This window comes from Schaalia odontolytica (assembly GCF_031191545.1).
GTDB lineage: Bacteria > Actinomycetota > Actinomycetes > Actinomycetales > Actinomycetaceae > Pauljensenia > Pauljensenia odontolytica.
In genome coordinates, this window is sequence record NZ_CP133472.1 from 519700 (window position 1) to 544336 (window position 24637).

At 66.0% G+C, this 24637-nt stretch carries 24 protein-coding genes; 8 read left to right on the forward strand and 16 right to left on the reverse strand.

The features are described 5' to 3' along the window. Window positions 1-223: 223 nt before the first annotated feature. The 10 genes from RDV55_RS02230 to RDV55_RS02275 form a co-directional block, all read right to left on the reverse strand. The gene (locus RDV55_RS02230; protein ID WP_111822737.1) at window positions 224-1135 is read right to left on the reverse strand and encodes an IS3 family transposase; all 912 of its coding nucleotides are present in this window, start codon (window positions 1133-1135) and stop codon (window positions 224-226) included. Continuing rightward, window positions 1084-1596: a helix-turn-helix domain-containing protein gene (locus RDV55_RS02235; RefSeq protein ID WP_111822736.1), complete on the reverse strand. Its 513-nt coding sequence runs from the start codon at window positions 1594-1596 to the stop codon at window positions 1084-1086. The genes RDV55_RS02230 and RDV55_RS02235 overlap by 52 nt, the downstream gene beginning before the upstream one ends. A gap of 81 nt (window positions 1597-1677) precedes the next feature. After that, on the reverse strand, window positions 1678-2286 hold the full coding sequence (locus RDV55_RS02240; protein WP_111822735.1) for a CPBP family intramembrane glutamic endopeptidase: 609 nt from the start codon (window positions 2284-2286) through the stop codon (window positions 1678-1680). Window positions 2287-2393: 107 nt separating this feature from the next. Continuing rightward, the gene (locus RDV55_RS02245) at window positions 2394-3206 is read right to left on the reverse strand and encodes a hypothetical protein (RefSeq protein ID WP_111822734.1); all 813 of its coding nucleotides are present in this window, start codon (window positions 3204-3206) and stop codon (window positions 2394-2396) included. After that, on the reverse strand, window positions 3206-3934 hold the full coding sequence (locus RDV55_RS02250; protein ID WP_111822733.1) for an ABC transporter ATP-binding protein: 729 nt from the start codon (window positions 3932-3934) through the stop codon (window positions 3206-3208). The genes RDV55_RS02245 and RDV55_RS02250 overlap by 1 nt, the downstream gene beginning before the upstream one ends. Before the next feature lie 19 nt (window positions 3935-3953). After that, a complete protein-coding gene (locus RDV55_RS02255; RefSeq protein ID WP_111822732.1) occupies window positions 3954-4316 on the reverse strand; it encodes a GntR family transcriptional regulator in 363 nt (120 codons plus the stop codon). A 171-nt stretch (window positions 4317-4487) separates the two neighbouring features. Then, window positions 4488-6854 (reverse strand): glycogen/starch/alpha-glucan phosphorylase, encoded by a 2367-nt coding sequence (locus RDV55_RS02260; protein WP_111822731.1) that lies wholly within the window; start codon window positions 6852-6854, stop codon window positions 4488-4490. 668 nt (window positions 6855-7522) lie between these two features. Further along, a complete protein-coding gene (locus RDV55_RS02265; protein ID WP_111822730.1) occupies window positions 7523-8101 on the reverse strand; it encodes an LPXTG cell wall anchor domain-containing protein in 579 nt (192 codons plus the stop codon). Window positions 8102-8302: 201 nt separating this feature from the next. Further along, entirely contained in the window at window positions 8303-8932 is a 630-nt protein-coding gene (locus RDV55_RS02270) for a MarC family protein (RefSeq protein WP_111822729.1), read from the reverse strand. Then, complete coding sequence (locus tag RDV55_RS02275; RefSeq protein ID WP_111822728.1) at window positions 8929-9777, reverse strand: PHP domain-containing protein; 849 nt, start codon at window positions 9775-9777, stop codon at window positions 8929-8931. The genes RDV55_RS02270 and RDV55_RS02275 overlap by 4 nt, the downstream gene beginning before the upstream one ends. Window positions 9778-10013: 236 nt before the next feature. On the opposite strand from RDV55_RS02275, the gene RDV55_RS02280 reads away from it, so the two are divergent. The 3 genes from RDV55_RS02280 to RDV55_RS02290 all read left to right on the forward strand — a co-directional run bounded on the left by RDV55_RS02280 (window position 10014) and on the right by RDV55_RS02290 (window position 14126). Beyond that, entirely contained in the window at window positions 10014-11474 is a 1461-nt protein-coding gene (locus tag RDV55_RS02280) for an amino acid permease (RefSeq protein ID WP_111822727.1), read from the forward strand. Window positions 11475-11493: 19 nt separating this feature from the next. Continuing rightward, window positions 11494-12492 (forward strand): asparaginase, encoded by a 999-nt coding sequence (locus tag RDV55_RS02285; protein ID WP_111822726.1) that lies wholly within the window; start codon window positions 11494-11496, stop codon window positions 12490-12492. A gap of 125 nt (window positions 12493-12617) precedes the next feature. After that, a complete protein-coding gene (locus RDV55_RS02290) occupies window positions 12618-14126 on the forward strand; it encodes an aminopeptidase P family protein (RefSeq protein ID WP_111822725.1) in 1509 nt (502 codons plus the stop codon). Window positions 14127-14146: 20 nt separating this feature from the next. On the opposite strand, the gene RDV55_RS02295 is transcribed toward RDV55_RS02290, so the two are convergent. Further along, window positions 14147-14887, reverse strand: a complete 741-nt coding sequence (locus RDV55_RS02295) for a YflT domain-containing protein (RefSeq protein WP_111822724.1) — start codon at window positions 14885-14887, stop codon at window positions 14147-14149. Window positions 14888-14987: 100 nt separating this feature from the next. Between RDV55_RS02295 and RDV55_RS02300 the strand changes: the two genes are divergently transcribed. The 4 genes from RDV55_RS02300 to RDV55_RS02315 all read left to right on the forward strand — a co-directional run bounded on the left by RDV55_RS02300 (window position 14988) and on the right by RDV55_RS02315 (window position 18833). Next, on the forward strand, window positions 14988-16292 hold the full coding sequence (locus RDV55_RS02300) for a magnesium transporter MgtE N-terminal domain-containing protein (RefSeq protein WP_111822723.1): 1305 nt from the start codon (window positions 14988-14990) through the stop codon (window positions 16290-16292). Next, window positions 16285-16866 (forward strand): DUF1003 domain-containing protein, encoded by a 582-nt coding sequence (locus tag RDV55_RS02305; protein ID WP_111822722.1) that lies wholly within the window; start codon window positions 16285-16287, stop codon window positions 16864-16866. The genes RDV55_RS02300 and RDV55_RS02305 overlap by 8 nt, the downstream gene beginning before the upstream one ends. Before the next feature lie 10 nt (window positions 16867-16876). After that, the gene (locus RDV55_RS02310) at window positions 16877-18007 is read left to right on the forward strand and encodes an Mrp/NBP35 family ATP-binding protein (RefSeq protein WP_111822721.1); all 1131 of its coding nucleotides are present in this window, start codon (window positions 16877-16879) and stop codon (window positions 18005-18007) included. A 196-nt stretch (window positions 18008-18203) separates the two neighbouring features. Beyond that, the gene (locus RDV55_RS02315) at window positions 18204-18833 is read left to right on the forward strand and encodes an O-methyltransferase (protein WP_111822720.1); all 630 of its coding nucleotides are present in this window, start codon (window positions 18204-18206) and stop codon (window positions 18831-18833) included. Window positions 18834-18895: 62 nt separating this feature from the next. Here the strand turns inward: RDV55_RS02315 and RDV55_RS02320 are convergent, their stop codons facing one another. From RDV55_RS02320 to dapE, 3 genes are all read right to left on the reverse strand, one after another. Further along, a complete protein-coding gene (locus RDV55_RS02320; protein WP_111822719.1) occupies window positions 18896-19060 on the reverse strand; it encodes a DUF3117 domain-containing protein in 165 nt (54 codons plus the stop codon). Window positions 19061-19249: 189 nt separating this feature from the next. Beyond that, entirely contained in the window at window positions 19250-19978 is a 729-nt protein-coding gene (locus tag RDV55_RS02325) for an LOG family protein (RefSeq protein ID WP_111823110.1), read from the reverse strand. Between the two features lie 2 nt (window positions 19979-19980). Continuing rightward, a complete protein-coding gene (gene dapE / locus RDV55_RS02330) occupies window positions 19981-21162 on the reverse strand; it encodes a succinyl-diaminopimelate desuccinylase (RefSeq protein WP_111822718.1) in 1182 nt (393 codons plus the stop codon). 139 nt (window positions 21163-21301) lie between these two features. Here dapE and RDV55_RS02335 point away from each other — a divergent pair, with 139 nt between their 5' ends. After that, a complete protein-coding gene (locus RDV55_RS02335) occupies window positions 21302-22075 on the forward strand; it encodes a phosphomannomutase (protein ID WP_111822717.1) in 774 nt (257 codons plus the stop codon). Window positions 22076-22140: 65 nt separating this feature from the next. Here RDV55_RS02335 and RDV55_RS02340 read toward each other — a convergent pair whose 3' ends face one another. Further along, on the reverse strand, window positions 22141-23322 hold the full coding sequence (locus RDV55_RS02340) for a BMP family ABC transporter substrate-binding protein (protein WP_111822716.1): 1182 nt from the start codon (window positions 23320-23322) through the stop codon (window positions 22141-22143). A gap of 161 nt (window positions 23323-23483) precedes the next feature. Next, a complete protein-coding gene (locus tag RDV55_RS02345) occupies window positions 23484-24596 on the reverse strand; it encodes a mannose-1-phosphate guanylyltransferase (protein ID WP_111822715.1) in 1113 nt (370 codons plus the stop codon). Window positions 24597-24637: the final 41 nt, after the last annotated feature.

Genomic DNA, 24637 nt, shown 5'->3' on the forward strand with positions numbered 1-24637 from the left:
CCGCGCAAGCAGACGCTCCCTCCGTGTCGTGGTAGCACGCCGTGAGGTTGCTGGCGTAGGACGTGGGACCGAGGCCCTCCCTCCGCGTCGGGGTAGCACAGTCCCGCCAGGAGTTGAGTTCGAGCGGCCGATCGAATCCTCCACCCTCGCTGTCGCGGCAAAGCCCCGGCCCACGGCGGGGGTGAACTGCGCCCCGAAACTTGGACGCGTTTAATGGTAGCCGTTATGCGGCTTCCTGTAGGGCCTGATCCCGGTATTCTGCCGGGGTCAGGCCCTTGAGCTTTACTTGGCGTCGTGTTGTATTCCAGTGCGTGATGTAGGTGTCGAGGTCGGCTTTGAAGCTCTCGAAGGTCTGCCAGTCTTGGCCGCGAAAGAACTCGTCCTTGAGGTGTCCGAAGACCTGCTCAGTGGCGCCGTTGTCGATGCAGTTGCCTTTGCGTGACATACTCTGGATGAAACCGTTATCGGCGAGTGTGCTGATGTAGGTCTCGTGCTGGTATTGCCATCCCATGTCCGAGTGCAAGATCGGCTCGACCCCTGCGGGTTTGGCTTCCATGAGTATTTGGAGCATCTCTTGTTGCTGGGCGAGGTTGGGGCACATCGAGATGGAGTGGGCGACGATCTCTTTGCTGGCAAAGTCGTAGACCGGAGCGAGGTAGGCCTTACCGAAGGAGAGCTTGAACTCGGTGACGTCGGTACCCATTTTCTGCCAGGGGCCGGTCGCCGTGAAGTCGCGGCCGATGATGTTCTCAAAGCTTTGCCCCACGGGCCCCTTGTAGGAGTTGTACCTGTGGTAGGCCCTCTCGCGGCGTATGCCGCAGCGCAGCCCCATCTCGCGCATCATCTTCAAGACCGTCTTGTCGGCGATGCGCTCTCCTTCCTCAGCGCGCAGGCACATGGCTACCTGCCTGTGACCGCACCCGTTGGGGGTTCGTGAAAAGATCTGGGCAACCTTGGGACGTAGCTGCGCTCTGGTTGGCTGCTGGGGGTGAGCCAGCGCGTAGTAGTAGCTCGACCTGGAAAGGCCTGCCACCTCAAGGAGATCACGCACCGCGTGTCCATGCCCTGAAAGCTCGGCGACCGCTAGGGCTTTGTCCCGGTTTCGGAGCGCCTCTGCGCCTTCAGGGCAATCGATTTTTTTAGGTATGCCACCTGCGCCTCAAGCTTACGCACACGCGCGGCGAGTTCCTCCTCACGCGTTGGTGGCACCGCCCCCACCGACCCCTTCGGCCTGCCCTTGGGCTTGGGCTTGAGGGCCTGCGCGCCGCCCTCACGGTACAGCCTGCACCACTGCTTCAACGGTGTCGCACTCGCAATACCGAAACGCACCATCGCCTCAGGCTTACTCATCCCACCATCAACCACGGCCCTCGCTGCGGCGACCTTGGTCTCATAGTCGTATCTGGCCTGCTGTCCTCCCATGGCAAGAAGCCCATCCTTCCCAATTGCACGGTACGTCTTCTGCCACTCTCTCACAGTCTCGGCACACACACCCAGCCTCTTGGCGGTCAAACCATAGCCAACCCCCCTCTCAAACATCTCCACCGCCTGCTCCCGAAGCAAACGATCATGCCTCAACCGCAGATCCACAGACATGAAAAGCCTCCCATTCCCTGGACTTCACTTTCGATGTCCAAGAAACGGGAGGCAGTTCAGGGCCGCGGGCCGGGACGATACTCATCCCATGAGGTTGAATGCCTCTGCGAGGCCCACGAGCAGGTTCGCACTCGCGTGGAGCGCCCAGCCGGGCAGGATCGATCCCCCGGCGCTCTTCTCGTTGAGCCACCCGGCAATCCACCCGCTGGCACCCGTCAGGATGCCGATGGGGAGCAGATGGACAGGGTCCGCGAAGGATGCGAACAACGCGACGTGTAGGAGCCCGAAGACGATGGCCTGAGCGCAGTTGCCAAAGGCGAAACCTCTCCTGGCGATGATCCGTTTGCCGAGGAAGCCTCGGAAGAGTATCTCTTCGGCGAGGGAGGTCTGGATGATCGCGAAGAGCAGCACCGGCATGATGCCGCCGAAGCCTTGCCCGGCGAAACGTGCGGCGGGAACCTGGCCCGAGAGGGATTGGAGCAGCGCTGTTGAAGCTGCACCGATCGCCACCCACGCGAGGATCGCAACTACACGATGCGCTCTTCTTGCATCCCATGTCGGCCGATGCAGGCCGATCCAGGAGGCGAAACCGGTTGCGCGGCGCTCTGTGAGCACCCACCACGCGAGCGGGACCACGAGGATCAGGGAGAGCTGGACGAAAGCACTGATCGCTGACGATAGCGGTAACATTGAAACCTCCTACGCCTGGCTCGCCTGGGCGCGAGGACGGGGAGCTCCGGGAGTGCGAGTGCGCCGAAGATCAAGGCCTACTCGCCCACACGAGAGGACGGGTAATACTAGCGAAGGGACGTGTGCTTCTCGATCGAGCGAGAGGCCCACAGTCCCATGACCAGTGCAAACAGGGGCACGAGGACATAGGAGCCGATGCCGATGACGTTCGGTTGCCCCTCGGTTCCCATCGTCGCCAGGTACGAGGTCCACATAATCTCGGTGGAGAAGTGTCCATCGGTTGTAACAGACAGCGGAAGGAAGAACGTGCCAACCGTGGAAAGCACCTGGTTGACGATGTACAGCAGGACGAAACCGATGATGGGCGCGCCGAAACCCATGTGATTGAAACGCCCTTCCGCGCCGATGGACATGACGGCACTACCCTGCACGAGCCACGACAACGACACGAGCACCTGCACCACAATCATGATAGCGACGGTGGAGGTGGGAACTCCGGCCACGAGGGAACGCGGCCCGGCCGTGTACTCAGCGAGGCTAATGCCGTCGCTCCACGCGGCGGCCGAAGCGACGGCGATAATTCCGCCGACGGCCAGGGCGAGAGCCAGGAGGCACTCGATCACCATCCGGGTGGTCTTCGCCCAGAAAATGGTCGTGCCGGAGACGGGCAGGCTCATCGTGAAGTAGCCGCGCTGCCCGTACAGGGTCTTCCAGTAGTCGGCCATCGCCGCGATCGCGCAGGCGACCGGCGTGAGCGCACACAGGGCGTAGGCGAGGACAGCGGTGGAGCCGCTGATTCCCGGCAGCCCCGCGGCGACGATTCCCGACGCGGCGGCAATAGTGACGATGAACGCCCCGAAGGAGCGCGCATTCGCGCGGTAACGCGAGCGAATCTCGTAGGCAAGTAGTTTGGTGAACATCAGCGGTATTCCTTCCGGAAGATAGCGTCAAGGGAATCGCCGTGGGAGGCGCGCAGGTCGTCGGCGTCGCCTTGCAGGAGGACCTGCCCGTCCTTCATGAAGAGCGCATAGTCGACGAAGTGTTCGATGTCGGAGATGAGGTGGGTGGACATGATGAGCAGGGAGGCGGGGTCGAACTCGCGCAGGATGCCGTCGAGGATGACGTCGCGTGTGGCGGGGTCGACACCGCTGATGGGTTCGTCGAGGAGGAACACGCGGGCGCGCCGGGACATGACGAGGCTGATCTGGAGCTTCTCCCCCATGCCCTTGCTCATCTCGCCGAGGCGTCGGTCGGTGGGCAGTCCGAAGAAGTCGACCATCGAGGCCGCCTTGTCGGCGTCGAAGTCGGCGAAGAACGTGGAGTAGACGCGGATCGCATCCGCTGCCGTCCACTCGGTGTTCAGGAAGTCGGCGTCGGGCAGGTAGGAGACGATCTCCTTGGTGGCGACGCCGGGCGCATGCCCGTCGATGGTCACGGCGCCCTCATAGTCGGAGAGGATTCCGGCGAGGATCTTGAGCAGCGTCGTTTTACCGCAGCCGTTAGGGCCCATGAGGCCGACGATGTGCCCGGAGTCCAGGCACAGGCTATAGTCGCGCAGGGCTGGGGTAGAGCGGTAGCTCTTCGTCAGGCCGGTGACCTGGACGAGGCCGGGGACAGCCGCGTTCGCGCCTGTGGGTTGGGTGGTCATAAGAGTGTTTCCTCCTGGTTTACAGGTCCGCGTTCCAGCGTTCATCGACGAGGCCGTGGGCACCTTCAACATCGACGCCGAGGGCGCGGCAGGCGCGGATGAAAGCGTCTGCTGCGGCGCGCGCGTCGTCCCTGCGCAGGGCACGCAGGGCGGCGTCGTCGGTGGCGACGAAACGTCCGGCGGTTCGCTTGGGGATCGTGAGCCCTTCATCATCGAGGGCGGCGAGGGCTCGTTGGACGGTATTGGGGTTCGTCCCGGCCTCGATGGCGAGGTCGCGGACGGATGGGATCTTCTCTCCCGGCTTCCAGGTCCCGTTCGTGATGCGGGATCTGAAGGAATCGGCGAGTTGGATCCAGATGGGGCGGGTGTCATCGATACGCATCGACGCCTCCCTCCTGTCTTTCTGTATTAATACACTAATACAATGACACAGATCCAGAATTGTGTCAACCCACTAATACAGTTGGGTCGCGCGCCAATACCGATGCGCACTCCCGACACACAGGAAGGGCCCGGAACCGTGCGGTTCCGGGCCCTTCCCTACGCGAATGCGTCAGGCGATCGGCTCACCCTCGATGTGCCAGACCTCGCGAGCGTAGTCGGAGATCGTGCGGTCGGAGGAGAAACGGCCGGAGCGAGAGATGTTCGCCCACACGCGGCGGTTCCAGGCCTTCTGGTCGCGGTAATCCGCGGCCATACGATCCTTGGTCTCGCGGTACGCAGCGAAGTCACCCAGCACGTAGTACACGTCGGCGGGGTCGTAGCCGCCCTCAAGGATCGAGTGGCGCACGTCGTGGAACCAGCCGGAATTGTTGTCGTTGAGCGTGCCGTCGGTCAGGGCATCAATGACGCGCTTGAGGCCGGGGACGTTCTCGTAGTGCCAACGGGGGTCGTAGTGGCGACGCAGCTCGGGCAGCTCATCGTCGGTCGCGCCGAAGATGTAAGCGTTCTCGTCGCCCACGGCCTCGAGAATCTCGACGTTCGCGCCGTCGAGGGTACCCAGGGTGAGGGCACCGTTCATCATGAACTTCATGTTGGACGTGCCCGAGGCCTCCTTGCCGGCCATCGAGATCTGCTCGGAGACGTCGGCGGCGGGGATGATGTGCTCCGCAGGCGAAACGTTGTAGTTGTGGACGAAGACAACCTTGATGCGGCCCTTGATATCCTCATCGTTGTTCACCAGCTCGCCGATGGCATTGATGAGCTTGATGATGGCCTTCGCACGGATGTAGCCAGGGGCGGCCTTCGCACCGAAGATGAACACGCGGTTGGAGGTGTCCAGCGTCGGGTCATCCTTCATGCGGAAGTACAGGTCCAGGACGTAGAAGGCATTGAGCAGCTGACGCTTGTACTCGTGCAGGCGCTTGATCTGGACGTCGAAGATCGCATCGGGGTCGATCTCGACACCCTCGCGCTCCTTGACCCACGCCGCGAAGTCGACCTTGTTGGCGCGCTTGATGTCGGCAAGGCGCTGCAGGACCTCGTCGGTGCCGGCCTCGGTAAACTTGGCGAGCTCGGTGAGGTCACGGACCCACGCGTCGGAGCCGGTGACCTCGTCGAGGAGGGTGGCCAGGCGGGGGTTGCACTGCTTGAGCCAGCGTCGCGGGGTCACGCCGTTGGTCTTGTTGTTGAAGCGCTCGGGCCAGATGGCGTGCCACTCCTTCAGGGTGTCACGCTTGATGATCTCCGTGTGGAGGGCGGCGACGCCATTGATGGAGTAGGAGCCGTAGCAGGCGATCCAGGCCATGCGCACGGTATTGCCGGCGACGGGGGCCATGTAATCGATCGTGCCCTGGTCGAGGCCACGCTCAGCCATGTCGATGCGGAAGCGGCGGTCGATCTCGCGGACGATCTCGGTGATGCGCGGGAACAGGCGCTCGAAGATGTGGATGTCCCAGGTCTCCAGGGCCTCGGCGAGAACCGTGTGGTTCGTGTACGCGAAGGTCTTAGAGACGACCTTCCAGGCCTCTTCCCAGCCGAGGCCGTGCTCGTCCATGAGGATGCGCATGAGCTCGGGGATGGCGAGGACCGGGTGGGTGTCGTTGAGCTGGACAGCGTTGAACTCGGCAAAGCCGTTGAGGTCGGTGCCGTGGTGACGCACGTAGTTGGCGACGATTTCCTGCAGGGAGGCGGAGCAGAAGAAGTACTGCTGGCGCACGCGCAGGACCTTGCCCTCGAACGTGGTGTCGTTGGGGTACAGGACGCGGGAGATGTCCATGGTGCGCTCACGGTCGACGATGGCGTCGGTGAAGCGCTGGGAGTTGAAGGCGTCGTAGTCGAATTCCTCGATCGGCTCAGCCTTCCACAGGCGCAGGGTGCCCACGTTCTTGGTGCCGTAGCCGGTGATCGCGATGTCGTAGGGGACGGCGCGAACGGTCAGGTCGGCGTAGGAGACGATGCGTGCGCGCTCTTCGCGGCGAATGACGAAGGGGTATCCCTCTTCCATCCACGGGTCGGGGTGCTCGGTCTGGAAGCCGTTGTCGAAGAGCTGCTTGAACAGGCCGTAGCGGTACAGGATGCCGTAGCCGCGCACGGGCAGGTCGAGGGTGGCGCAGGAGTCGAGGAAGCACGCGGCGAGGCGACCGAGGCCACCGTTACCGAGGGCAGCATCGGGCTCCTCTTCGAGGACCTGGCCGAGGTCGAGGCCGTAGGCCGCGAGGGCTTCGCGAGCCTGCTCGACGAGGCCGAGGTTCGACAGGTTGTTGAGCAGGGCTCGGCCCATGAGGAACTCGGCGGAGAAGTAGTGTTCCTGACGGCCCTTGGCGTAACGCTCGGTGGTGGCGGCCCAGTTATCGGCGATCTGATCGACGATTGCGGCGGACAGACCCTGCCACACCTCCATCAGGGTCGAATCTTCAACGGGGCGTCCAGAGGTCGCGCGCACATGAGAGGGCAGCGACTGCGTCAGATCCAGCGTCATACGATTTCCTTTTTTGTAACTGCGCCATGCCCGCCGCGGGGGCGAGCGCCCCAGGGCGGGGCTGGCCTCAATTCTAGAGGGTAGCGATTAACCACCACGATTCCCTGCGCTGACACGGGTCTGGGAGAAACCCCACCCCAAGCCACGTGACGGAGTACACCAGCCACATTGACTCTAAGACCAAAGACCCAGGTTGACACCGACGGACACCGGCCACAAGATCCCGACCTGCACCAGCTTTCACCACACTCCAGCATGCTGCCGGCTCACAAGCGAACACGGTCAGCATCCGCACTCTTAGGTTCTCATATAACTGACAGCGGCCACCCCAACAGTTGTCTGGGGGCAGCTTGTCCCCCGCAAGGTGCGTCCCTGCGGGGGGCACGCTCCGCAGGGACGCATAAACAGGAAAGTGGCACCCCTCGATGGAGCGGTGCCACTTTCCATCACCGGTTCAACATGAGGGCTCAATTCATGGTGACTTTCGGTAGTTCCATTGTGCCTGTGACGCACGCATCAGTTCAAGGCGAAATGGCTATTTTTCATTGCAAATTCGAGGTTCTGGAATGCACATTTGTGCACAAACGGCGCTCGATCTGCGCAAACTGGATAAAACGCGGGCCCGCTCTGATCGAGCGGGCCCGCGATGCTTCTCGAGCGATGACGCCTCAGTGGCGCTTGCGAGCGACCACGAGGGTCACGCCACCAGCCAGGGCGATAACGCCGACACCGGCAGCGATCGACGCGGCAGAACCGGTGTTCGCCAGGGTCGGGGCAGCCCCACCCTCGGATCCAGCAGAGGCCGGAGCGTTCGTGTTGCGGATGCCGCCACGTGCGGAGACGGGGGCCGGGCCGTTGCCGGTCGCAATCTGACCGCGGGTGGACACGCCAGCGTTGCCGACGGGGCCGGAGGCGGCGCCAGCGCCAGCCTGATCGGCGGCGGGAGCCTGGTCAGCAGCGGGGGTCGAGGGCTCAGGCTGGCTCGGCTGCGGGTCCTGGGTAGGCTCCGGATCCGGCGTGCTCGGCGGCTGGGGCATGCCCGTGGGCTGGGGATCAGGCCGCGGGGCATCGTTGTTGTCCGCGCCGTTGCCGGGGGCCGGAGCGGTGGTCGGGGCGGCGGTGGGGGCCGGATCCGGGTTCGCGGACTGATCCGGGGCGGGCTCGGAGGCGAAAGCAACGCCGGCCGAAGCGGCGATCAGGCCGAGGGCCGCGGTCGCGGAAAGCAGAGACGAGGTCGTCTTCTTCATTGTTTCTCCTGGAACAGGTGTGGTGAGGGACGAATGCGTGACCCTGACAGGTTTGGGCTGTGTCGCGTCACAGCTTTCTCACCCACCCTACAACACTTCCTGACCATTGCGCACAAATTTCCGTCAACTTCGCTCTGGCGAGTCGCACACACTCTGTCGCCGACCTTCCAACAGCCTCGCCGAACACAAACGGTGGCGAGGTCAGGACAGCTTCGCGGTCGCAATGAACTGGAAGATTCCCTCCATGATGAGTTGTGTCGCAATGGCGGCCAGCAGCAGACCGGAGATCTTTGTCAGCAGCATGATGCCGCCGGGCCCGAGGAAACGCGAGAGCGCCAGCGAGAAGCGCATAGTCAGCCACATGACGACGTGCGCCAGGATCACGGCGACGATGACTGCGATCCACGAGCCCACGTTCGTGCCGGCCTGTCCGACGGCCACCATGACGGCGACGATCGAGCCGGGGCCCGCCAAGAGCGGAGTACCCAGCGGCACGAGCGCGACATTCACGCCCTCGTCCCCCGTGTCTGGTGTCGATGAGTCGGTGCCCATGAGGAGCTCCATGGCGACGAGGAAGAGCAGGACGCCGCCGGAGAGCTGAAGGGCCTCCATCGAAATGTGCAGGAAGCGCAGGATCTGCCCGCCCAGGATCGCGAAGGTCAGGATGACGCCGAAGGACACGGATGTCGCCTGGATCGCTGCCCTGCGCTGCTTGACCTGAGAGTAGCGCGAGGTCAGCCCCAGGAAGATCGGCACGGTGCCGACCGGGTCCATGATGACCGTCAGCGTCGCGAAGGCGGTCGCAAAAAGCGTGACGTCGAACAGGCTCACGGCTCGACCACCTCGATGCGCCCCTGCGCGACGACCTCGGCGATCACCTTCGGGTCCGTCGTGTTCTCGCCGATGCGGTTCGGCTTACCGGCACCGTGGTAGTCGGAAGAGCCGAAGATCGCCAGGCCCATCTCGGCTGCCATGCGCTCCACGTCGGCGCGGTCTTCGGGCCCGTGGTCGCGATGGTCGCGCTCGATCCCGAAGAGTCCGGCCGCCGCCATGTCGGCGATGACGGCCTCGGGCAGCAGGCGCTGGCGCTTGCGTGCCCGGGGATGAGCCAGGACGGGCACTCCCCCGGCCTCGCGCACGCAGCGCACTGCCTCGACCGGATCCGGTGCCCAGTGGCACACGTAGTAGGGACTCGACGGGTGCAGGGCCTCGACGAAGGCTGCGCTACGGTCGGGGAAGGCACCTGCGGCGACGAGCGCGTCGGCGATGTGAGGGCGCCCCACGGGGCCGCCCTCGGGCGCGAAGCCGAGCACGTCCTCCCACGCGATCGGATAGTCCACCGACAGTTTCTCGACCATGCGCAGGGCACGAGTCTGGCGGTCCTCGCGTGTCCTGCGGAAAATCTCGACGAGGCTGGGGCTGGCTGGATCAAAGAGGTAGGCCAGCAGGTGAACGGTGATCCCCGAGGACGCGCACGACACTTCAGCGCCCCGGATGAGGCTCACGCCGGTGTCCGCGACGGCGGCCACGGCCTCGTCCCATCCGGTCGTCGTGTCGTGGTCCGTCAGCGCGATGGCATCCAGCCCGGCCTGGGCGGCGATAGCCAGGAGCTGCGCGGGCGTATCCGTCCCGTCGGAATACGCGCTATGAGTGTGGGGGTCGATTCGCTTCACCATCTGAGATTACCCCATTAATCCCATCACACAACCGCTCGAGTGACGAGCCTCCGCGAGCGCCACTCGGCTTCCACAAAACCCGATTGTTGCCGGACTTGACGGTGTTTTCTGCGCGTCCTCTCGCCTCGTCACCATCCGACGTGAGCACCATCCGCGCTGCGGCGACGAGCTTTCGACTGTAGGAAACTGGCAGCACACGGCCCTTTGGCCTCCTCAACACCGATTGGAGTACGCGCGTGTCTGACAACGATCAGACCCGGGTGTCTACCGCGACTGACGCGGGAGATGCCGGGTATAACAAGGCTCTCAAGAACCGTCACATTCAGATGATCGCCATCGGCGGCTCGATCGGCACCGGCCTGTTCCTGGGTGCCGGCGGCCGCCTGGCCCAGGGCGGCCCCGCGCTGGCCTTCGCCTACGCGGTGTGTGGCGTCTTCGCGTTCCTGATGGTCCGCGCCCTCGGCGAGCTCGCCGTGCGCCGTCCCTCCTCGGGCGCATTCGTGTCCTACGCCCGCGAGTTTCTGGGCGAGAAGGGCGCGTTCGTCACCGGCTGGTTCTTCTTCCTGGACTGGGCGGTCACGGTCATGGCCGATATCACCGCGGTGGCGCTGTACATGCACTACTGGTCGATGTTCGAGTCCGTCCCGCAGTGGGTCATCGCCCTCGTCGCGCTCGCCCTGGTCTTCGTCCTCAACATGATGAGCGTCAAGGCCTTCGGCGAGGCAGAGTTCTGGTTCGCGATGATCAAGGTCGCGACGATCCTCATCTTCATGGGCGTCGCCATCTGGGCGATCATCACCCAGGCTCACGTCGGCGAGTACACCGCGGGCCTCCACAACATCTCCGAGTCCGGCGGTTGGTTCCCCGAGGGTCTGAGCCCGGTCTTCGCGCTCACGCTCGGCGTCGTCTTCGCGTTCGGCGGCACCGAGATGGTGGGCGTCGCGGCCGGCGAGGCCAAGGATGCGGCGAGAATCCTGCCCAAGGCCATCAACTCGATGGTCGTGCGCATCTTCTTCTTCTACGTTGGCTCCGTCGTTTTGTTCGCCTTTGCTCTGCCCTACAACGCCTACTCGTCGAACGAGTCTCCCTTCACGACGTTCTTCTCGGGCCTGGGTGTTCCCCACGCGGGCGACATTATCCAGGTCGTCGTCCTCACCGCTGCTCTTTCCTCGCTCAACGCCGGCCTGTACGCGACCGGCCGCACGCTGCGTTCGATGGCGCTCGTGGGCGAAGGCCCGCGCTACGCGGCTCGCCTCAACAAGAACCACGTTCCCTACGGCGGCATCATCATCACCGCATCGCTGGGCCTGCTGGGCGTTCTCATTAACGCTTTCGTCCCGGAGAAGGCTTTCAACATCGTCATGGATCTGGCGGGCATCGGCATCGCCGGCACCTGGGCGATGATCCTCATCTCGCATCTGGCGTTCCTGCGCAAGGTCAAGCGCGGCAAGGCTCAGCGTCCCGAGTTCCGCATGCCAGGCGCCCCCTACACGAACTATCTGGCACTGCTCTTCTTCGCGGTCGTCGTGGCATCCAACGTGACCTCCGAGTCGGGCCGCTGGACCCTCGCGCTCTTCGCAGTGGTCGTCGTCCTTATGGTCGCCGGCTGGTACTACGTGCGCGGACGCGTCGGTAATCTGACCGACGAGGCTGCCACCTCCCTGCAGGGCGAGGAAACACTGGTCTCGGGCGACTGAGCGAAAGAGAGGACAGATCGTGCGTCTTCACGTCACGTATGCCGGCGGCACCATCGGCATGGTCGACTCCCCCGATGGCCTGCGCCCCGGCGCGGACCTGCAGGGTTGGTTCGGCTCCCAGCTTCACGGCATCGAGCTGGCGTCGAACATCTCGATGTCGACGCTGGACCCGCTCATCGACTCCTCGGAGGCCACCCCCGAGGACTGGCAGGCCATCATCGATGACATCAACGCGCACGCCGAGACGGCCGACGCCTTCCTGGTTCTGCACGGCACGGACACGATGGCTTACTCGGCCGCGGCGCTGTCCTACGCGCTGGCGGACATGGGAAAGCCGGTCGTTTTGACCGGCTCCCAGTACCCGCTCGGCGTCGTGGGGTCGGACGCGTCGGCGAACGTCACGGGCGCCTTGCGCGCCGCGATGTCGCATCACGCGCAGGGGGTCATGCTGTTCTTCGGGCACAAGCTCCTGGCGGGCAATCGAGCCACCAAGACCTCGTCGTGGGCCTTCCGCGGTTTCGAGTCCCCCTCGGTGTCCCCCATGGCGCGCACTGGCGCCCCGTGGCGTTGGTACGGCGCTCCGAGTACGGGAGCAGGGTTGGCCCATCCCAGCCCCTACACGCGCCAGGATATCGCGGTCATCGACGTGGTTCCCGGCATGAGTGCCGCGCGACTGCGGGCGATGACAACGCCCCACCCGGACGCGGTCATCCTGCGCACCTTCGGCGTGGGTAACATCCCCGCCTCCGAGCCTGGTTTCGTCGACGCCCTCACGGAACTCGCCCAGGCCGAGGTCCCGATCATCGTCGCCTCCCAGTGCTATCAGGCCGAGGTGATGCTCGGCCACTACGAGGCAGGCAACGCCCTGGCTCGGCTGGGCGCGATCGGCGCGCACGACATGACGCTCGAGGCACTCTACGCCAAGACCGTTTTCCTGCTCTCGCAGGGCAAGCGCGGCGCGGACTTCGCGCGGTGGATGGATCGCTCCATCGCGGGAGAGCTCACCCTTCAGGACTGAGCCTCTTCCACCTGACCCAGCCCCGGCCTCGTCCCTGGCGCGAAGCGCGCCACCTGGGAACGAGGCCGGGGTTTGTCATGTCTTTCGCGCCCATCAGCGCACAACGCGTGCGTAGAATAGCGCCCATGAGTGAAGAAGCTACACAGTCCATGTCCGATCGCGGGGATAACCGCTCCCGCCAGCCCCAGTCTTCCGCGTTCCGCGACTTCATCGGCTCCGGTTGGGGACCTCGTCCCACCGAGCTTCCCGCGCGCGAACGCGTCGCCGATTTCCTCAATGACCGCACCCTCAAGGCCGGTGCCCCGTTTCCGGGCGAGCGCCTCGTCGTCCCCGCAGGCCCTTACAAGGTCCGCTCGAACGACTGCGACTATCGTTTCCGCGCGCACTCCGCCTTCGCGCACCTGTCGGGCCTGGGCGGCGAGAAGGAACCTGACACGGTCCTGGTGCTCGAGCCGAACGACGATGGCACCCACACTCCCCTGCTCTTCTTCAAGCCCCGCGCCTCGCGTTCCTCCAAGGAGTTTTACGCGGACGCCCGCTACGGCGAGTTTTGGGTGGGCGCGCGCCCCTCGCTTGAGGAGCTCAGCGCACAGACCGGCCTGGAGACCCGCCACATCGACACGCTGCGCGACGCGCTGGCGAAGGACGCCGGGACCGTGCAGCTGCGCATCGTGCGCGGCGTTGACGCCAACGTCGAGGCGATGGTGAACGAGGTGCGTTCCCAGGCCGGGCTGCCCGCAGGCGAGGAGGCCCGCGAAGACGACGAACGTCTCGAGGAACGCCTGTCTGAGATCCGCCTGACCAAGGATGCGTTCGAGCTCGAGGAGATGGTGCGAGCCGTCGAGGTGACCAAGGCCGGCTTCGAGGACATCATCCGTATCCTGCCTCGCGCCGTCGGCCACCGCCGTGGCGAGCGCGTCATTGAGGGCGCATTCCGAGCGGTCGCCCGAGAAGAGGGCAACGGCGAAGGCTACGAAACCATCGCCGCGTCGGGCAACCACGCGAATACCCTGCACTGGATCGACAACGATGGCGTGGTGCGCGAAGGGGACCTGGTGCTCGTCGACGCCGGCGTCGAGGTCGATTCCCTCTACACCGCCGACATCACGCGCACCCTGCCCGTCAACGGTCGCTTCACCGAGGTCCAGGCGCGCGTCTACCAGGCCGTCCTCGACGCGTGCGAGGCCGCCCTGGCCCGCGCCAGCGAGCCGGGCTGCCGCTTCAAGGACGTGCACGACGCGGCCATGCGCGTCATCGCCACGCGCCTGCACGAGTGGGGCATCCTGCCCGTCACCCCGGAAGAGTCCCTCGCCCCCGAGGGCCAGCAACACCGCCGTTGGATGCCACACGGCACCAGCCACCACCTGGGCCTGGACGTGCACGACTGTGCGAAGGCGCGAGACGAGCTCTACAAGGGCGCGCTGCTCGAGCCGGGCATGGTCTTCACGATCGAGCCCGGCCTGTACTTCCGCGCCGACGACCTGCTCATCCCCGAGGAGTACCGCGGGATCGGCGTGCGCATCGAGGACGACGTGGTCGTGGGCGGCGACGGTACCGTCACGCGCATCTCCGAGGACATCCCGCGCACGATCGCGGACGTCGAGGAGTGGATCGCCCGCGTTCAGTCCCGCTGAGCCGCGCTGCGACGCTGAGGTTAGGCCTCGGTCTGGTCCTTTTCGGGGGACGAGGCCGGGGCTTCCTCGTGTGCGGAGGCATCGTCAACGGGGGTGGGGGTCGCGGCGGCGTCCGGTGCCCCCGCCTGAGACGTCGTCGGGGATGCTGCCTCGGCCTCCTGGCTGGGAGTCGATCCGGTCGGGACCTCGCCGTCCTTCGTCGCAGCGCCAAAACGAGGACGACCATCGGGGAAGAATCCGACGGAATCCTTCTTCGGGCGTTGTTCCTCGGCGCGCGGGCGCTGGGCACGCGCCCGGTTGCCGGGGGTGCGCTGCAGGAGCTGGTAGGCGCGATCGATGTCTGCCGAGGCGAGGACCGCGTAGCGCAGGGCGACGACCTGCTGGGAGGACACTAAGTCGCGGCTGCGGCCCCGGATGATGAAAGCCAGGGCGGACAGGGCCATGCCCGCCAGCGCACCGACGACGATGCCGCCCACGACCCATCCCCCTGTGCCACCCGCATTCTGTCCGGCGGACATGAGCATGCCGGCCAGGGCCCCCCACAGGGCGCCGCTCGACGCGCCGGACATCGAGGCGCGGGCGATCGTCATGCGCCCCGCCACCCTCTCAACCAGGTGCAGATCCTGGCCCACGATCGTGATCGACGAGATGTCAAAGCCGCTGTCCGACAGGAAATCGACGGCCGCGCGCGCCTGTGCGTACGTCTGGTAGGAGGCAACCTCCGTACCTGTGGGCATCTGCGGGTCCATCGCGACAGCCATTTTCTCTCCTTCGTCACGGCCTCGGTGGCATGGAACGCATTGTTCATGCGGCGACCGGCTCGTCGTTACTCTTTCTTTGTCAACAGCCTAAGATGATTGTGTGAGCATTGCATCTATTGAACTAGGCACCAAGGGCAGGCGCGTCTACATCGGAAAGCTCGCTGGCACCAGTGTTTTTGACCCTTTGGGCGACCAGGTCGGCAAGATTCACGATGTCGTTGTCATCTTTCGGCTGAAATCCGAAGCCAACGTCATCGGCTTCGTCGTCGAGGTCGGCCCGCGTAAGCGCGTCTTCCTGCCGCTCACCCGCGTCACCGCCATCGAATCCGGTTCCGTCATCACAACGGGCCTGCTCAACATCCGCTCCTTCACGCAGCGTCCGATCGAGACGCTCGTTGTCTCTGAGCTCTTCGACCGCGTCGTCACCATGAACGACGGTTCCGGTCAGGTGCGCATCCTCGACGTCGCGATGCGTCAGCGCCGCCCCAAGGACTGGGTGATCTCCACGCTGCACGTCCAGCGCGTGCGCACTTCTTCCCTCGGTTTCACGCGCAGCGGTGAGACCCTCACGGTGGACGTGTCCGAGGTATCCGGCCTGCTCAAGACAGATTCCAACCAGGCCGCGACCGCGCTCGTGCAGTACACCGAAGACATGCGCCCGGCGGACCTGGCTGACTTCATCCACAGCCTGCCTCAGGATCGTAAGATGGCGGTCGCCCAGCAGCTCACGGACGCGCGTCTCGCCGACGTGCTCGAGGAACTGGGCAACGACGACCGCATCGCGATCGTCTCCGGCCTGTCGGCCACGCGAGCCGCCGACGTTCTCGACGTCATGCAGCCCGACGACGCGGCTGACCTCGTCGGCGAGCTACCCGATGCTCAGGCGCAGTCCCTGCTGGCCCTCATGGAGCCCGAAGAGGCCGAGGACGTGCGTCGACTCATGACCTACGACGAGTCGACCGCCGGTTCGCTCATGACAACCGAGCCGGTCATTTTCGGCCCCAATGCGACCGTCGCCCAGATGCTCGCGGCCGTTCGCCGCGAGGACATTCCGGCCTCTCTCGCGACGGTAGCTTTCATCGCCCGCCCGCCGCAGGAGACACCGACCGGCCAGTATTTGGGCATGGTCCACATTCAGCGCGCGCTGCGTGAACCCCCGCAGACGCTGCTTGGCACGATCCTGGACCGCGACATCGAAGCCGTGGAACCCAACGCGCACATCGCGACCGTGACGCGTCTGCTGGCAACCTACAACCTGACGGTCCTGCCCGTCGTTGACGAGGACGGGCACCTGCACGGTGCCGTCTCTGTCGACGACGTCCTCGACGAGCTGCTGCCCGAGGACTGGCGAGACTTCGACGACGACGTGACCGACCGCATGATGGCAAGGAGCATCGATGGCTGATCGCCTGGACAACCCGATCGACAAGCGTCGGTGGTTCTTCCGCCGCTCCTCCGGTAGCGGCGACGGTTTCGGCCGCTTCGCGGAGGCCACCGCACGCTTCATGGGCTCCCCGAAGTTCGTCCTGTACATGACGATCTTCGTCATCGCATGGATCACGGCGAACCTGATGCTCGCCAGCATCAGCGAGGAAGCCGCGTGGGACCCCTACCCCTTCATCCTATTGAACCTCGCGTTCTCGACCCAGGCCTCGTACTCGGCCCCGCTGATTATGCTTGCGCAGAACCGCCAGGATGCCCGCGACCGCGTCGTTGCCGAGCAGGACCGCCTTCGCGCGGAGCGTAACCTCGCCGACACCGAGTACCTCGCCCGGGAGATCGCGGGCCTGCGCCTGGCGCTCCAGGACGTCGCGACGCGCGACTTCGTGCGATCCGAACTGCGCGACATGCTCGAAGACCTGCGAGCCGAGATCGCCGCGGACGCCGCCAGCACCTCGTCGAGACAGACGGAGGACGACGCCGGGCACGGGCGCGACGGTGCCTTTCGTCCCCTAGAAGATGGGCACGGCGGCCACTAGAGTGGAGTCCATGCCAGTCACGCTTGATTCCGTCATGGAGGCTCTCGGCCAGGTCATCGACCCAGAGATCCGCCGCCCCATCACCGACCTCAACATGGTGACCCCCGACCTGGTCACGATCGACGGCTCCTCCGTCGCCGTCAAGGTCCTTCTCACCACCGCCGGATGCCCCCTGCGCACCCAGATCACCCAGGACGTCACCGAGCGTGTGAGCGCCCTCGAGGGCGTCAAGAGCGTCTCCGTCGAGATGGGTGTCATGGACGACGAACAGAAGAAGGCGCTGCGCGAGAAGCTCAACGGCGGTCGTCCCGAGCGAGAGATCCCCTTCTCCCGCCCCGACTCCCTCACACGCGTCATCGCCGTCACCTCCGGGAAGGGCGGCGTCGGCAAGTCCTCCATGACCGCGAACCTGGCCGCTGCGCTGGCCGCTCAGGGCCTCAAGGTCGGCGTCATGGACGCCGACATCTACGGTTTCTCGATCCCGCGCATGCTCGGCGTGGCCCACGACCCGCAGGTCATCGACGGCATGATGATCCCGCCGGTGGGTGCCGGCGGCGTCAAGGTCATCTCGATCGGCATGTTCGTGCCCGACGGCCAGGCCGTCATCTGGCGCGGCCCCATGCTCCACCGCGCCCTCCAGCAGTTCCTTGCGGACGTGTTCTGGGGCGACCTGGACGTCCTGCTCATCGACATGCCTCCGGGCACGGGCGACGTCGCGATCTCGATCGCGCAGCTGCTGCCCAACTCGGAGATCCTCGTCGTGACGACCCCGCAGGTTGCCGCCGCCGAGGTCGCTGAGCGCGCCGGTTCCATCGCCTCCCAGACGAACCAGAAGGTCATCGGCGTCGTCGAGAACATGTCCTTCCTGCCCCAACCCGACGGCTCTCGCCTCGAGATCTTCGGTGCTGGCGGCGGCGAGTCTGTCTCGCAGCGCCTGACCGCCCAGCTCGGCTACTCCGTGCCGCTCCTGGCCCAGGTGCCCCTCGACATCGCGCTGCGCGAGGGCGGCGATCGCGGCGAACCCGTCGCCGTCGCTTCGGGCCCCGCAGCCGAGGAACTCTCGGCCCTCGCCAAGCAGCTGTCCGCCACGAACCGCGGACTGGCAGGACGCCCCCTCGGGGTCTCCCCCATTCAGCACTGAGCCCACGCGGCTTCGCCCCGGCCTCGTCCCCATCGACGAGGCCGGGGCTTCATCTGCTTGTCGCGCGCGGTTTTCGCCCGCAATCGGAGTGCCACCGCGCCCCGAGGTCACGCCGCCTGTACCCTGAGGCGTGGGGAGGGGCCAAACGCGTGTGCGCACCTCACCCAGGCGATCAAACACGAGTGAGGATACGGCGATGGCGGACAAGGCCCAGACGTGGGTGTACACCGAGGACTACGTGGCGGAAAGCGACGCGCTGACTGCCGCTCGCGCTGTCGCCACCGAAATGGGTGCCACTGCCGTCTCCCCCGGCACGGGTGCTGCCCTGCGCATGCTTGCCGCCGTGTCGGGGGCCCGCGCTGTCTTGGAGATCGGCACCGGTGCGGGCGTGTCCGGCCTGTGGATCCTCGACGGTATGGTTCCCGACGGAGTCCTGACGACGATCGATTCCGAGTCCGAACTCCTTGGCCACGCGCGCCGCAACTTCGCTGCAGCGGGACTGTCCTCTCACCGCACGCGCCTCATCGCCGGGCGCGCCCTTGACGTCCTGCCGCGCATGGCTGCCCGCGGCTACGACATGGTCGTCTTGGACGGCGACCTGGAAGAGACGCCGCAGTATCTCGATCACGCGGTTCGTATCCTGCGTCCCGGCGGCACCATTGCCTTCGTGCACGCCCTGTGGCGCGATCAGGTCGCGGATCCCGCTCGCCGTGACGCGCACACCGTGGTCGCCCGGGAGGTCGTCAACTACCTGCGCGACTCCGATGAGTTCGTGCCCGCCCTGCTGCCCGTCGGCGATGGCCTGGCGGTCGCGGTCAAGCGCTGAGTACCCCTCGACGCACAGAAGCGGTGGGACAGGCTTTCCTGTCCCACCGCTTCTGCTTGCGATCAGATGGCCGCGCCGAGCGCTCCGGCGAGTTCCGCAGCTTCGTCCGGACTCATCTCGATGACGAGACGCCCGCCCCCTTCCGTGGGGATCCGCATGACGATGCCACGACCTTCAGCACTGACCTCCAGGGGTCCATCCCCCGTGCGGGGCTTCATTGCTGCCATGTCTATACTCCTTCTCAGAGTTATGCCCGCGCCTACTCCGGCGGGGTAACATCCCCATTTTACCGGATGTGCGCTTTCTTTCCTCAACAGCTCGCAAAGAGAAATCAACAGACAATAGACCACCCGATCAATTGAGGCTCCTATCCCAGCATTTTGAGCGACGAAATACCCTTTAGAAAGAAGAACTAACTAGCGGGTACCCGTCGCGAGACGAACAGCTTCCTCCGGGTCATCAACGACATGAAGCAGCTCCACATCGTCGGGAGAAATCATTCCGTCCTCGACCATCGAGGAGCGAATCCAATCGACAAGACCCGACCAGTAGTCAGTTCCCACAAGAATCAGGGGGAAGGAACGAATCTTCCCCGTTTGCACGAGAGTCGCCGACTCGAAGAGCTCATCCATCGTGCCGAACCCGCCGGGCATCACGATGAAACCCTGGGAATACTTGACGAACATCGTCTTGCGGGCGAAGAAGTAGCGGAAGTTCACGCCAAGGTTCACCCACTGATTCATGCCCTGTTCGTGAGGAAGCTCGATGCCCAGGCCCACGGACGTACCACCGGCCTCCCACGCACCGCGGTTTGCCGCCTCCATCATGCCCGGACCACCGCCCGTCACCACCGCGTAACCGCGGCTCACAAGAAGCTGACCAATGCGCTGAGCGCACTCATAGAGGGGATCATCGGGGCGCGTACGAGCGGACCCGAAAACGGAGATGGCGGGGCCGACCTCCGAGAGGGCCTCGAATCCCTCGACGAACTCGGACTGGATACGCAGGACACGCCACGGGTCCTCGTGCTTCCAGTCAGCGCTTTGGTCGGGCTGCAGCAGGGACGCGTCAGCCGTCAGGCGCGGGATCTGGTCCCCGCGCAGAACGACGGATCCACGACGGTAGGTGTTCGTCGACTTGGTCAAGGTCACGCCTCCTGATGAATGTCGGCTGCGTCGCCGACCGATGCGAGCACGAACGCGCGCAGCGTGTCGTGCACTCTGACAATATCCGATACCGGCGTGTGCTCGTCGCGCGTATGCGCCAGCAGGGGGTCGCCGGGGCCGAAATTCATGGCGGGCACGCCGGCCTCACTGAAGCGCGCGACGTCGGTCCACCCGACCTTAGCGCTGAGCTGAAGCTCACGTCCCTGCGCCCGGGCCACGGAGCGGGCGACGGCCAGGAAGCGCTCAGCCAGGGGCGAGTCGGCACCGGGCCGCGCCCCTTCGCACAGGTCGTCGACATCGATCCTGGCCGCCGTCCCCTCGAACAGCTCACGCACCTTGTCCAAGGCCTCATCGGCGCGCATCGAGGGGGCGAAACGATAGTTGACGCTCATCGAGGCGGCTTCGGGAATCACGTTGTTGGCGATGCCGCCCTCGACGCGCACGACCGACAGGGATTCGCGGAATTCCAACCCATCGACCGTGACGACGGGGTTGCCGTGGGCGGCGATGCGCTCGATGACGGGAGCCATCGCATGGATCGCATTGTCGCCCATCCAGGCGCGTGCCGAGTGCGCGGCGCGCCCCGGGAAGTGCGCGATGACACGCAGCGTGCCGTTACAGCCGCCTTCCACGTGAGCGGCAGTGGGTTCGCCCAGCAGCGCCAGATCTCCCGCCAGCCACTCGGGGTGGTTGCGATGGACGCGTCCCAGGCCATTGAGGTGGGAGGCGACTTCCTCGTGGTCGTAGAAGATCCAGGTGACGTCGACGCTCAGCGCGGCCTCGTCGCCTCCTCGGATGGCCTCCCCGGCCTCGCGGGCAAGCGCGAGGGCCGCGGCGCACCCGCCGAGCATGTCGACCGCGCCGCGCCCCCACAGGACCGCAACCCCGTCGCGATCCTCGTATCGACCGGGAACGTTGTCCGCGATGGGCACGGTGTCGAGGTGCCCGGCGAGAACGACGCGCTGCGACAGACCGAGCCGGGTCCGCGCGCACACGGCGTCCCCGTCGCGCAGGATCTCCAGGGCAGGAAGCGATCCGAATCCAGCGTCGCGCAGGACGGCCTCAACCGCATCGGCCAAGGGCCCTTCATCCCCCGACACCGAGGGAATGTCGATCATCTGGCGCGTCAGCTCCACCGCATCCATCACGTCCGTCAGCTGCATGGCTCCTCCTTCGTGGATGCCTCCAGGATAGCGGTGGGCTCCCCCACCCGCGTCTGTGCGCTGCTGGCCGCGCAAGCACCCGGGCCTCGTCCCTGATACTGATTTTTGCGGCAGACCCCCATAGTGTTACTCTCAGCACATGACACGCTGTGCTAGCCCGTTGCTGTTTGCGGGTATCGCTTCTTTCTTGTCCACGCGTACCGGCGGGCGTTTCCGCCTGATAATCGGCTACGAAGCCCCTCAGAACCAGGACCTGGCCCGCGATGGTGCGGCAATCATCGAAGCCTGTGGCGGGCACGCTCTGCTCATGCCGCGAGCACTCCCCGCTCCCCTGACGGCGTTCTCCGTACGCATGGTGATGGCCGATGGTGCCGTCTACGTGAGGGCCTCAGGCGAGGCGCTCGTCTACCTGGGTGGGCGCGCGATTGATCGCTCGCGCGAGGGGTCGCTGGCCCCCGACGCCGAGCTCGCCCTCATCGACGAGGCGGTGGCCAACTGCGGCGACGAGGCTTCCGTGCCCCGCGCCGAGGAGGGCTGGGAGTGCGTCGGCGAGGGCATGATCGGCGCATACGTGGATCGCTGCGCCTCTCACATCGCGTCTCTGGAGGTTTCGGGCGCGCGCCCGGTCTCCGTCTCAGTCGACGAGGCGTCGGGGCTGCTGGCGACGCTCCTGGCGCGCCTGGGCGTGCCGATCGCCGAGGAGGACGCCGGGCTCTCTCTGGTCGTTTCCACGGACGGGCGCACGCTGAGCGCATCGCTACCCGACGAGCAGGTGCAATCCGTGCTCGCCGACGCGATCGCGACCTCCCCCGCAGCCCCCACGGGCGCCGGCTTGTACTGCGTAGACCCGGCGTTCGTGCTCGACGCGGATGCCCTGTGCGCGGGCGCGGCGTTGGCTGTGCTGGGAGCCTGAGAACAAGCAGCCGTGCCCCGGGAACGCATCGCGTCACCCGGGGCACAGCTGTCGGAGCTATCAACTCACACGTCAAAGGGCGTGGAGATGACCATGCCACCGGTTTCGATCTGGCCGGCCATGTCGGACAGGCCCAGCTTCAGGTCGGAGGAGAGCATCGGCGTGTAGGCACCGAAGCCGGTGAGGATCACGTCGCCCGAGGCCAGCGACACCGGCACGACTGAGGCCTTTTCGCCAGCGTTAGCGTGGGCGATGAGCGTCTCCATCGCGGCCGCGTAGTCCACGACGATGCCGGTCAGCACGGGAGCGCCGATGGTGGAACGGACCTCGTCGGAGATCTGGATGTAGCTGAAAGCGTCCGCGAAGGACTGCGTGTCCACCTGCACCGACACCGCCGCTCCGGACTGGCCGGACATCGCAACGCTGTCCGCAGACTGCGCCTCGTCACGGGTCAACCCCTTCAGGTCGGCCTTCGTCAGGCCCGACCAGACGAGGCGCACGGCCGGGTTTGCGGCCTCGGTGACGGCGCGTGCCACGCCCTCGTTCGCCTCACCCGCGAAGGGGGCGATGATATCTGCTCCCTTCGAGATCGCGTCGGCGCCAGCCGTGCGCGCATCGTCGGCGCTGCCCACGAACGTACCGTCGTTCGTCACAGGGTTCCATCCCAGCACGCTGATCGACGTGCCATTTGCCAGGTTGTATGCGTCCACCCCCTGCGAGAACGCGGACATCTGCGAGCTGGTGACGTTCTCACGCGCCCCGCCGATGACGGCGAGCGTGCCCGTGGTCGTCATACCCGCAGCGGCGTAGCCGGCCAGGTAGGCGGCCTGCGAGGCCTCCACGTCGACGATGGAACCGTTCTTCAGGGAGGTCGCGGCACCCTTGCCGTCCACGAAGGAGGCACCCACGAGGGCGAAACGAACCTTCGAGGTGTTGCGAGCGGCCTCGGACACGGAGGCGGCCATAGTCGAGTCCGTCCCCACGATCAGCGTGCATCCGGATTCCACGAGCGAGGCCGGTGCGTCCTCGCCGCTGGCCGCCTCAAAGGGCACCGACGCGTCGGCGGCGGCACCCGCGAGCGCGGTCGCGACGGGATCCGCGGCGGCGTCACCGCGGACGCCGGAGATGGCTGCGCAGACCTTTGCGGAGTCGGCGGGGGTGGCGGCGGGCGTAGTCGAGCAAGCTCCAAGGGCCAAGGAGGCCGCGGTCGCGGTGATTGCGAGGGCGGCGACGGTCCGCTTGTTCACGTGTGATGCCTTTCGTCGGGGCTTCTTGCTGTTCATCACGCTACCAGCCTGGCACCCGTAGGCGAAGGGCGGGGCGGCGCACCTCACCCGAGAGCGAACAGCGCGTGGCGAGGCCAAAGCCCCTTGTCGGAAGCCACTTCAGCACGTTCCTCGGGGAGGGGTCAGAGCAGGTCTGAGCGCCCCTGGTCGGCGAGCTGATCGACGACGGCCTTGACCGACTGCGCGCGGTCTCGGCGGGTCACGAGGATCGCGTCGGGGGTCAGCGTAACGGCCACGTCGGGCACGCCCACGAGGGCGACGAGAGGGCTGTCCTCGCCGAGGCTTCCGAAGACGGCAGCGCCCTCGGAGTCGACCCGCAGCGCCTCGCCCAGGTTGCCGCCCTGCGCGACGATGCCGGTGAGGGCATCGAAGTCGCCCAGGTCCGTCCACCCCAGCTCGGCGTGCGCGGGAACGACGGCCACTCCCCCGTCGGCTGCGACGGGTTCGGCGATCGCATGATCGATCGCGATCTTCGTCAGGTGCGGCCAGTTCCGCGCGAGCACCTCGTCGAACGTGGGAGTATCCCACGCGCGCGCGATGGTCTCCAGGCGTGCGTGCATGTCGGGCAGCAGGCGGGCCAGGTGAGAGGCGAGCACGCCCGCCGACACGATGAACATTCCTGCGTTCCACAGATAGCCCGCCGCCACGTAGCGGGACGCGGTCTCGGCATCCGGCTTCTCCACAAACTCCGCCACCCTGCGGGCACCGCGCTCAGCGTCACCGGCCCCAGCCTCGTCCGCCAGGGCGCCCCCCGGCGCGATGTAGCCGTAGGCGGTCGAAGCCTCGGTTGGCGTCAGGCCGATCGTCACGACGTAGCCATCGCGCGCCGCACCGATCGCGGTCTCGACGGCGGCGCGCAGCAGCTCGGGGCGGGCGATCAGGTGGTCGGCCGCAAAGGAGCCGACGATCGCGTCGTCGCCGAAGCGCTCGCGCACGACGTAGGCGGCCAGGCCGATCGCGGCCATGGAATCGCGGCCCGACGGCTCGATGAGGAGGGTGCGCTCCTGAGACGAGGCGAACTCGGGAAGCTGGTCGAGCACGCCGTCGCGGTGCGCCGCTCCGGTCACGATCGTGACCGACGAGGCCGACTCCTCCAGGCGGTCCACCGTGCCCTGTAGGAGGGTTCGGCCCGTACCAGCCAGGTCGAGGAGGAACTTGGGGCGGCGGCGCCGCGACAGCGGCCACAGGCGGGTGCCAGCGCCGCCGGCGGGGATGATCACGTGGAGCTCACTCATGTCCTCAGTATCGCAGATACGACGAGGGGGCGAGGCACTGG

Coding starts and splice junctions, on each gene's coding strand:
- RDV55_RS02235 (WP_111822736.1), bottom strand. CDS start 1,596: ATGTCTGTGGATCTGCGGTTGAGGCATGATCGTTTGCTTCGGGAGCAG.
- RDV55_RS02240 (WP_111822735.1), bottom strand. CDS start 2,286: ATGTTACCGCTATCGTCAGCGATCAGTGCTTTCGTCCAGCTCTCCCTG.
- RDV55_RS02245 (WP_111822734.1), bottom strand. CDS start 3,206: ATGTTCACCAAACTACTTGCCTACGAGATTCGCTCGCGTTACCGCGCG.
- RDV55_RS02250 (WP_111822733.1), bottom strand. CDS start 3,934: ATGACCACCCAACCCACAGGCGCGAACGCGGCTGTCCCCGGCCTCGTC.
- RDV55_RS02255 (WP_111822732.1), bottom strand. CDS start 4,316: ATGCGTATCGATGACACCCGCCCCATCTGGATCCAACTCGCCGATTCC.
- RDV55_RS02260 (WP_111822731.1), bottom strand. CDS start 6,854: ATGACGCTGGATCTGACGCAGTCGCTGCCCTCTCATGTGCGCGCGACC.
- RDV55_RS02265 (WP_111822730.1), bottom strand. CDS start 8,101: ATGAAGAAGACGACCTCGTCTCTGCTTTCCGCGACCGCGGCCCTCGGC.
- RDV55_RS02275 (WP_111822728.1), bottom strand. CDS start 9,777: ATGGTGAAGCGAATCGACCCCCACACTCATAGCGCGTATTCCGACGGG.
- RDV55_RS02290 (WP_111822725.1), top strand. CDS start 12,618: ATGAGTGAAGAAGCTACACAGTCCATGTCCGATCGCGGGGATAACCGC.
- RDV55_RS02295 (WP_111822724.1), bottom strand. CDS start 14,887: ATGGCTGTCGCGATGGACCCGCAGATGCCCACAGGTACGGAGGTTGCC.
- RDV55_RS02305 (WP_111822722.1), top strand. CDS start 16,285: ATGGCTGATCGCCTGGACAACCCGATCGACAAGCGTCGGTGGTTCTTC.
- RDV55_RS02310 (WP_111822721.1), top strand. CDS start 16,877: ATGCCAGTCACGCTTGATTCCGTCATGGAGGCTCTCGGCCAGGTCATC.
- RDV55_RS02315 (WP_111822720.1), top strand. CDS start 18,204: ATGGCGGACAAGGCCCAGACGTGGGTGTACACCGAGGACTACGTGGCG.
- RDV55_RS02320 (WP_111822719.1), bottom strand. CDS start 19,060: ATGGCAGCAATGAAGCCCCGCACGGGGGATGGACCCCTGGAGGTCAGT.
- dapE (WP_111822718.1), bottom strand. CDS start 21,162: ATGCAGCTGACGGACGTGATGGATGCGGTGGAGCTGACGCGCCAGATG.
- RDV55_RS02335 (WP_111822717.1), top strand. CDS start 21,302: ATGACACGCTGTGCTAGCCCGTTGCTGTTTGCGGGTATCGCTTCTTTC.
- RDV55_RS02345 (WP_111822715.1), bottom strand. CDS start 24,596: ATGAGTGAGCTCCACGTGATCATCCCCGCCGGCGGCGCTGGCACCCGC.